Here is a 7,773-nt window from a genome sequence, read left to right as displayed (position 1 = left end):
GGTCACCCCCGCTCACAAGCAGCAGCTTCTACCGCCCGGCCTCGCGGCCCGGCCCTTTCGAAACGTCCGGCACCGCTTGCGCGGGCCGGCGCGCTCCCCAAGTCAATCGTAAGTGGTGCTGAATTCGACCTGTCGGTCGATGAAGATGCCGAAGCGGCTCAACTGCTTGCCGAAGCCGACCTCGACCAAGCGCGTGCTGCCTGCCGCGATCAGGGTCCTGACGCAGTCGCGCCAGCGCACCGGCCGCGTCAGATGCGCGGCGAGCGTGGCGCGCAGGGCGTCCGGCGCCTCGGGCAACCAGCCGCCCGTCACGTTGTCGGCAACCGGCAGGCGCGGCGAGGCCAGCCTCACGCGTGCAAGCACGGCGGCGAAGCGCTGCTCGGCCTCGGCCAGCAACGGGCAATGCCAGGCGCCGCTGACCGGCAGCCGAACGAGCTTCTTGGGACGCAGGCCCGAGATGCGCTGCTCGGCACGATCGAGCGCATCGAGCGTGCCGGCGATCGAATACTGGCCGACACAGTTGATATTGCTGATGAACACCGCGTGACCGGACTCCCGCAACGAGGCCAGTTCGCGTTCGAGCGCCTCCTCGCGCACACCGATCACCGCGCTCATGCCGCCCGCCGTTTCCTCGAAGCAGGCGTCCATCGCTCGCGCACGCTCGACGATCAGGCCGACGAGCTGTTCGAAATCGACAACCCCGGCGGCATAGAGCGCGGTCCACTGGCCGACGCTGTATCCCGCCACCGCTTCCGGCGCGGCGGCCTCGCGCGCCCGGAACGCGTCGAGCGACAGCGAGGCGACCAGCACGGTCAGCAGCGAACTGAACAGGTTGCGATGCAGGACGCGCTCGCCGTGGCGCGCGACGGCGTCGAGAATATCCGCGCCGGCCGCGTCGCAGACGAACCGATAACGGGATGCAAACGCCGGCATTGCGGCGACTCCCTCGCACATCGACGCCTCCTGCGCCCCCTGGCCGGGGAACAGGAGCGCGGTCATGCGCGCACGAAGCTGCCGGCGGCCCGATGCTCCAGGGCTTCGGACACGAACGACACGATTCCGGACAGGGAGGCGACGACGTTCGAGAGGATCTCCTCGTCGCTGAACTGCAGGTGGAAGGTCTTTTCGATGAACTGGATGAGTTCGGCGTAGGTTTCCGAGTCCATCAGGCCCAACTGGAACAGATCGCTGTCGGCGTCGACATCGCGATCGAAATCGACCAGCAAGCGGTCCGACAGGAATTGCTGAATTTTGTCTTGCATGAAATCACCAGACGGCTGACAGGTTATGCAGCGAGTGTGGCAATTCGCCCCGATCCGAACTTGACCATCATGACTGCATGGCGCGGGCGAACGACACTGGAATATCGACGCAACGGTGCGGCACATGTCAAATCAAACTACCGGACGAATATATCAACAAAATTCGCGGACAAAAATCATTTCACGGCGCGCGCCGGCTCGCGCACCCTCATTAATTCCAAATGAAACTGATACCTCAGGGCCATGGAACTCATTCCCTACACGACGACATGCAATGAACCGCATTATTCAACAGTCGCTTCGTTGCGCCGCCGCAAGCACGAACAATAACGAAGTTGAACGCAGGCAGCAACCAATTTATTTGCCGCAATTCCGAAATATCCGATCTGGATCGAAATTAAAAAAACGACCTGGAACCGCATTAACCATCTCTTTAAAATGATCCGACGCGACCCTCAATCTACAAATCCCTCAACAATTCATTGGCTTGCACTTTACTTTCGAAACAACGCGAGCTTATCGATCAAAATTTCCGGTGATCCGCGGCGGTGCATTGCCCACGGAACAATCATCGACTTCATTCACATTGATGCAATCCTACCTATAAATACGTATTAGCTGATGAGCCTATGAAACCGAATCCACTTTCATTTACTGTTGCAAGCGCACGATTAGCGAAGGTATGATCTTCGCGCTCGACGTGGTTTATCTGCCTCAATATCTTTCATAGATTATTCTCGCTGGCATTCTCGCGCCCGATACTCCGCGGGCGTCATCGACAGTTCACGCGTTATTGACGCTTCGCGTCTGGCGCCGCGTCCGGGAAGCAAATGGCAATGATTACCGCATCATCGCTTGGCAACGCCGATTTCAGAAACGACTACCGAATCAAATACGCGTACCTCGCGGGCGCGATGTATCGCGCCATTGCTTCGAAAGAGCTGGTGGTCGCGCTGGGCAAGGCCGGCCTGATGGGTTTCCTGGGCACCGGCGGACTGCGCCTGGACGACATCGAGGCGGCGATCCTGCAGATCCAGGCCGAGCTCGGCGTGGACGGCGTGTACGGCATGAACCTGCTAGCGGATCTCGAACGCCCCGAGCGCGAGGAAGCCACCGTCGACCTGTACCTGCGCCACGGCGTGCGTCATGTCGAAGCGGCCGCCTACATGCGCGTGACGCCGGCGCTGGTGCGCTACCGGCTGCGCGGCGCGAGCATCGGCGCCGACGGGCGCGCGGTGGCGCGTCATCACGTGGTCGCGAAGGTATCGCGCCCCGAGGTGGCCAGCCAGTTCATGCAGCCCGCGCCGCCGGCGCTGGTGCAGCAGTTGGTGGCCGCGGGCAGGCTCGACGCCCGCGAGGCCGAACTCGCGCCGCAACTGCCGCTGGCCGGCGACATCTGCGTGGAGGCCGATTCGGGCGGTCATACCGATCGCGGCGTGGCCTATGTCCTGATCCCGGCGATGCAGTCCCTGCGTGACGAATTGATGACGCGGCATCGATACGCCAAGCGTATCCGGATCGGCGCGGCGGGCGGCATCGGCACGCCCCAGGCGGCCGCGGCCGCGTTCGTGATGGGTGCGGACTTCATCGTCACCGGCTCGATCAACCAGTGCACGCGCGAGGCGGGTACCAGCGACGTGGTGAAGGCGCTGCTGCAGGAACTCGACGTGCAGGACACCGCCTACGCGCCGGCCGGCGACATGTTCGAACTCGGCGCCAAGGTCCAGGTGGCGCGGCGCGGCCTGTTCTTCGCGGCGCGCGCGAGCCGCCTGCACGAGCTCTACCAGCAGCACGCCTCGCTCGACGAAATCGATCCTGCGATGCGCAGCCAGATCGAGCAGAAATTCTTCCGGCGCGGCTTCGACGAGATCTGGGACGAGACGCGCCGCCATTATGCGAGCAGCCGTCCCGACCAGATCGCCGAGATCGAACGCAGTCCGAAGAAAAAGATGGCGGCCGTGTTTCGCTGGTATTTCGCCCACTCCACGCAACTCGCCTTGAGCGGCGACGACACGCGGCTCACCGACTTCCAGGTGCATTGCGGCCCCGCGCTCGGCGCATTCAACCGCTGGGTGCGCGGCACCCCGCTCGAGTCCTGGCAGAACCGCCATGTCGCGGACCTGGCCGAACGCATCATGCAGGGCACGGCGGCCTGGCTCGAGGCGCGTCTCGCCTCGATGGCCGATTCGGGCGGGCAGCGCCCGTCACTTCAACTCCAGAGGCAATAGACATGAATCGCGACGCCATCTTCGACGTGCTGGTCGGGCACACCCGTGAGATCCTGCCGGAGCTCGGCGATCGGCAGATCCGCTCCGAGGACCGTCTCGCCGATCTCGGCGCCAATTCGGTAGACCGCGCCGAGATCGTGATGCTCACGCTCGAGTCCTTGTCGCTGCGACTGCCCCTGGTCGAAACCTCCGGACCGAACAATCTCGGCGAACTCGCCGACCTGCTCCATGCCCGCCTCCAGCATGCATGAAGCGGTCGTGACCGGGCTCGGCGTGGTCTCGGCGATCGGCCAGGGCAGCGCGCCGTTCCTCGACGCGCTGCTCGAGGCGCGCGCCGCGTTCCGCGTGATGCGCCGGCCCGGCCGGCAGCGCGACAGCGCGTTCCTGGGCGCCGAGATCGACGAGCTCGTGATGCCGCCGCGCTTCGATGCGAAGACGCTGCGGCGCGCCTCGTTCAGCTCGCGCGCGGCGCTGGCGACGCTCGACGAAGCCTGGCGCGACGCGCGGCTCGATGCGGTCGATACCGAACGCATCGGGCTGGTGGTCGGCGGCTCCAACACGCAGCAGCGCGAACTGATGCTGATGCGCGAGGCCCACGCCGCGCAGCCCGAATATCTTTCGCCATCCTATGGACTGGCCTGGCTCGACAGCGACCTGTGCGGCTTCTGCACCGAACAGTTCGGCATCCGCGGCCCGGCCTACACGGTCGGCGGCGCATCGGCCAGCGGCCAGCTGGCGGTGATCGAGGCGCTGCGCGCGGTGCGCTCGGGCGAGCTCGATGCCTGCATCGCGCTGGGCGCGCCGAGCGACCTGTCCTACTGGGAATGCCAGGGCCTGCGTTCGCTGGGTGCGATGGGCTCGACCCGCCACGCCGACGAGCCCGGGCTCGCCTGCCGGCCCTTCGATCGCGACCGCGACGGCTTCATCTTCGGCGAGGCTTGCGCGGCGCTGGTGGTCGAGAGCGAACGCTCGGCACGCGCGCGCGGCGTCGCGGCCTATGCGCGGCTCGACGGCGCGGGCCTCGCCTCCGACGCGAATCGCCAGCCCGACCCGAGCCCCGCGGGGGAAGCCCGCGCGATCCGCATGGCCCTGCGCGATGCCGGCTGCACCGCCGCCGACATCGACTACGTCAATACCCACGGCACCGGCTCGCCGCTCGGCGACGAGGTGGAGCTGCAGGCGCTGCGCGAATGCGGACTCGCCCACGCGGCCCTCAACGCCACCAAGTCGATCACCGGGCACGCGCTATCGGCGGCCGGCGCCCTCGAACTCGTCGCCACGCTGCTGCAGATGCGCGCGGGCCGGCTGCATGCGACGCGCAACCTGGCGCAGCCGATCGATCCGTCGCTGAACTGGGTGCCCGCCTCGGGCTCGCACGTGCGCGTGCGCACCGCGCTGTCCCTGAGCCATGGCTTCGGCGGCATCAACACCGCCGTCTGCCTGTCCAACTGTTCCTGAATCCCGGGAGACTCATCGCATGATGTCGGTCGGAATTGAAGCAATCAACGTGTTCGGCGGAACGGCATGCATCGACGTCGGGCAGCTCGCCAGGCACCGCGGTCTCGACACGGGCCGCTTCCAGGGCCTGCTGATCAGCGAGAAGTCGGTCGCGCTGCCTTTCGAGGACCCGGTCACGTTCGGGGCGAACGCGGCGCGGCCGATCGTCGATGCGCTGTCGCCGGCCGAACGCGATCGCATCGAGATGCTGATCACCTGCACCGAATCCGGCATCGACTTCGGCAAGTCGCTGAGCACCTACCTGCATCATCACCTCGGCCTGAATCGCAACTGCCGCCTGTTCGAGATCAAGCAGGCCTGCTACTCGGGCACCGCCGGCCTGCAGACCGCCGTGAACTTCGTGCTGTCCCAGGTCTCCCCCGGCGCCAAGGTGCTGGTGGTGGCCACCGACATCGCGCGCTATGCGCTGGACGCCGACGCCGAGCGCCCCTCCGACGAGTGGGCCTTCGCGGAGCCGACGGCGGGCGCGGGCGCCGTCGCGATACTGGTCAGCGAGCAGCCGCGGATCTTCCAGGTCGACGTCGGCGCCAGCGGCTGCTACGGCTACGAAGTGATGGACACCTGCCGGCCCGCGCCCGACATGGAGGCCGGCGATGCCGACCTGTCGCTGCTCTCCTATCTCGACTGCTGCGAGAACGCCTATGCCGAATACCGGCGCCGCGTGCAGGACGTCGACTACGCGCGCTCGTTTCATTACCTGGCCTTCCATACGCCGTTCGGCGGCATGGTCAAGGGCGCGCATCGCACCATGATGCGCAAGTTCGCCGGCGCGAAACCCGCCGAGATCGAGGCCGACTTCGAGCGCCGCGTCGCGCCGGGGCTCGCGCATTGCCGGCGAGTGGGCAACATCATGGGCGCGACCGTGCTGATGTCGCTGGCCAGCACCGTGGATCACGGCGATTTCGCGCGGCCGGCGCGGATCGGCTACTTCTCGTACGGCTCGGGCTGCTGCTCGGAATTCCTCAGCGGCGTGGTGCGTCACGAGAGTCAGATGGCGCTCGCGCCCTATCGCATCCGCGAACGGCTCGACGCACGCCATGCGCTGACGATGAGCGAGTACGACTACCTGCTGCGCGGCAACGGGCAGCTGCGTTTCGGCACGCGCGACATCGAGGTCGACGACGGCGTGATCGAGGGCACGCGGCGCCCCCTGCCGGGTTTCGCGCAACTGCGGCTGCGCGCGATCCGCGGCTTTCATCGCGAATACGAGTGGCTGACATGAGCACGGCGATCGACTACCGCACGCTGCGCGTGCGCCGGCAAGGCGGCGTCACCTTCGTGCGCATCGAGCGCCCCGAGGTCGACAACGCGATCAATGCGGCCCTGCTCGAGGAAATGGCCGACGTGCTGGATCGCTGCGATGCCGCCACCCACGTGATCGTGCTGGAAGGGCAGGCCGATGCGTTTTGCGTGGGGGCCGACTTCGCCGAGATCCGCGCCGCGCATGCCGGCGCGCCTTCCGAGGCGGCTCGCGCGGCAGGCGACCCCGGGCCCTTGTTCGACCTCTGGCACCGCCTGGCCACCGGGCCGCGGATCGTGATCTCGCACGTGCGCGGCAAGGTCAATGCCGGCGGCGTCGGCTTCGTCGCCGCCAGCGACATCGTGCTGGCCGACGACACCGCCACCTTCTCGCTGTCCGAGCTGCTGTTCGGCCTGATGCCGGCCTGCGTGCTGCCGTTCCTGATCCGGCGCATCGGCTGGCAGCGGGCCCATTACATGACGCTGTCGACGCAGCCGCTCGACGCGGCGCGCGCGCTCGCCTGGGGCCTCGTCGATGCGCACGACGCCAATGGCGAGGCGCTGCTGCGGCGACACCTGGCGCGGCTGCGCCGGCTCGACGGCGTGGCCGTGGCGCGCTACAAGCGCTACGCGAACGCCCTGACCGGGCGCTTCGACAGCGACCGGTCACTGGCGCTCGCCGCCAACCGCGAGGTGTTCTCCGATCCGACGAACCTCGAGCGCATCGTGCGTTTCGTCGAAAGCGGGATCTTTCCCTGGGAGGCAAGCTGATGACGGCGCCCGTGGTCCATTGCACCCGCATCGAGCCGTCGATCATCCAGATCACGCTCGAGGATCGTGCCAACAAGAACACCTTCTCGCCCGGCTTCTGCCGCGACCTCGCCGCCGCCTTCCGGGACGTGGCCGCCGAGCCAGCCTGCAAGGCGGTGGTACTGACCGGCTACGACACCTATTTCTGCTCGGGCGGCACGCGCGAGGGGCTGCTCGAACTGTCCGAGGGCGGCTCGAAATTCACCGACACGCCCATCTACAACCTGCCGCTCGAGTGCGAGGTACCGGTGATCGCGGCGATGCAGGGACACGGCATCGGCGGCGGTTTCGTGCTAGGTCTGTTCGCCGACCTGGTGGTGCTGAGCCGCGAAAGCATCTACACCACCAATTTCATGAAGTACGGGTTCACGCCCGGCTTCGGCTCGACGCTGGTGCTGCGCGAGAAGCTCGGCCTCGCGCTCGCCCAGGAAATGCTGATGGGCGCGGGCACCCATCGCGGCGCCGACCTGGCCCAGCGGGGCATTCCGTTCCCGGTGCTGCCGCGCCAGGAGGTGCTGCCCCATGCGATCGAGCAGGCCCGCCAACTGGCCGAGAAGCCGCGTGATTCGCTGCGCATCCTGAAAGACCATCTGGTCGGCGACCTGCGTTCGCGCCTGCCCGCCATCACCGAGCAGGAGGTCGCCATGCATGCCCAAACCTTCCACCAGGACGAAGTCAGGGAGCGCATCCGCACCCTGTTCGGCAATTGATACAGA

General features: G+C 66.7%; 9 protein-coding genes. 7 read left to right on the top strand and 2 right to left on the bottom strand.

Going from position 1 to position 7,773, the window contains the following annotated elements; translation table 11 throughout:
- Positions 1-102: 102 nt before the first annotated feature.
- Positions 103-999 (bottom strand): ACP S-malonyltransferase, encoded by an 897-nt coding sequence (locus tag BM43_RS03220; protein WP_052409166.1) that lies wholly within the window; start codon positions 997-999, stop codon positions 103-105.
- Positions 996-1,262 (bottom strand): acyl carrier protein, encoded by a 267-nt coding sequence (locus BM43_RS03215; RefSeq protein WP_036053930.1) that lies wholly within the window; start codon positions 1,260-1,262, stop codon positions 996-998. Before BM43_RS03215 ends, BM43_RS03220 begins: the two co-directional genes overlap by 4 nt.
- Here BM43_RS03215 and BM43_RS41245 point away from each other — a divergent pair.
- The 7 genes from BM43_RS41245 (at position 1,257) to BM43_RS03185 (ending at position 7,767) form a co-directional block, all read left to right on the top strand.
- On the top strand, positions 1,257-1,487 hold the full coding sequence (locus BM43_RS41245) for a hypothetical protein (RefSeq protein ID WP_157693238.1): 231 nt from the start codon (positions 1,257-1,259) through the stop codon (positions 1,485-1,487). The two genes, BM43_RS03215 and BM43_RS41245, sit on opposite strands and share 6 nt — an antisense overlap.
- Before the next feature lie 605 nt (positions 1,488-2,092).
- Positions 2,093-3,490, top strand: coding sequence for a PfaD family polyunsaturated fatty acid/polyketide biosynthesis protein (locus BM43_RS03210; RefSeq protein ID WP_308729523.1), 1,398 nt, complete (start codon positions 2,093-2,095; stop codon positions 3,488-3,490).
- A gap of 2 nt (positions 3,491-3,492) precedes the next feature.
- Complete coding sequence (locus BM43_RS03205) at positions 3,493-3,741, top strand: acyl carrier protein (RefSeq protein ID WP_036053932.1); 249 nt, start codon at positions 3,493-3,495, stop codon at positions 3,739-3,741.
- Positions 3,719-4,948: a beta-ketoacyl synthase N-terminal-like domain-containing protein gene (locus BM43_RS03200; RefSeq protein ID WP_036053934.1), complete on the top strand. Its 1,230-nt coding sequence runs from the start codon at positions 3,719-3,721 to the stop codon at positions 4,946-4,948. The genes BM43_RS03205 and BM43_RS03200 overlap by 23 nt, the downstream gene beginning before the upstream one ends.
- 19 nt (positions 4,949-4,967) lie before the next feature.
- Positions 4,968-6,230: a hydroxymethylglutaryl-CoA synthase family protein gene (locus BM43_RS03195; protein ID WP_036053936.1), complete on the top strand. Its 1,263-nt coding sequence runs from the start codon at positions 4,968-4,970 to the stop codon at positions 6,228-6,230.
- Positions 6,227-7,018 carry an enoyl-CoA hydratase/isomerase gene (locus BM43_RS03190; RefSeq protein WP_036053939.1) on the top strand — a complete coding sequence of 264 codons (792 nt, stop codon included), beginning with the start codon at positions 6,227-6,229 and terminating at the stop codon, positions 7,016-7,018. The genes BM43_RS03195 and BM43_RS03190 overlap by 4 nt, the downstream gene beginning before the upstream one ends.
- The gene (locus tag BM43_RS03185; protein ID WP_036053941.1) at positions 7,018-7,767 is read left to right on the top strand and encodes a polyketide synthase; all 750 of its coding nucleotides are present in this window, start codon (positions 7,018-7,020) and stop codon (positions 7,765-7,767) included. Before BM43_RS03190 ends, BM43_RS03185 begins: the two co-directional genes overlap by 1 nt.
- The last annotated feature ends 6 nt before the right edge of the window (positions 7,768-7,773 follow it).

The organism is Burkholderia gladioli, assembly GCF_000959725.1.
GTDB classification, from domain to species: Bacteria; Pseudomonadota; Gammaproteobacteria; order Burkholderiales; family Burkholderiaceae; genus Burkholderia; species Burkholderia gladioli.
The sequence above is the reverse complement of the archived record's forward strand: the minus strand, read 5'-3'. Positions and strand labels throughout refer to the sequence as shown.

Bases quoted from the DNA above. Each gene is read 5' to 3' on its own strand.
- BM43_RS03220 (WP_052409166.1), bottom strand. From the start codon at position 999: ATGACCGCGCTCCTGTTCCCCGGCCAGGGGGCGCAGGAGGCGTCGATG.
- BM43_RS03215 (WP_036053930.1), bottom strand. From the start codon at position 1,262: ATGCAAGACAAAATTCAGCAATTCCTGTCGGACCGCTTGCTGGTCGAT.
- BM43_RS03210 (WP_308729523.1), top strand. From the start codon at position 2,093: ATGGCAATGATTACCGCATCATCGCTTGGCAACGCCGATTTCAGAAAC.
- BM43_RS03205 (WP_036053932.1), top strand. From the start codon at position 3,493: ATGAATCGCGACGCCATCTTCGACGTGCTGGTCGGGCACACCCGTGAG.
- BM43_RS03200 (WP_036053934.1), top strand. From the start codon at position 3,719: ATGCCCGCCTCCAGCATGCATGAAGCGGTCGTGACCGGGCTCGGCGTG.
- BM43_RS03195 (WP_036053936.1), top strand. From the start codon at position 4,968: ATGATGTCGGTCGGAATTGAAGCAATCAACGTGTTCGGCGGAACGGCA.
- BM43_RS03190 (WP_036053939.1), top strand. From the start codon at position 6,227: ATGAGCACGGCGATCGACTACCGCACGCTGCGCGTGCGCCGGCAAGGC.
- BM43_RS03185 (WP_036053941.1), top strand. From the start codon at position 7,018: ATGACGGCGCCCGTGGTCCATTGCACCCGCATCGAGCCGTCGATCATC.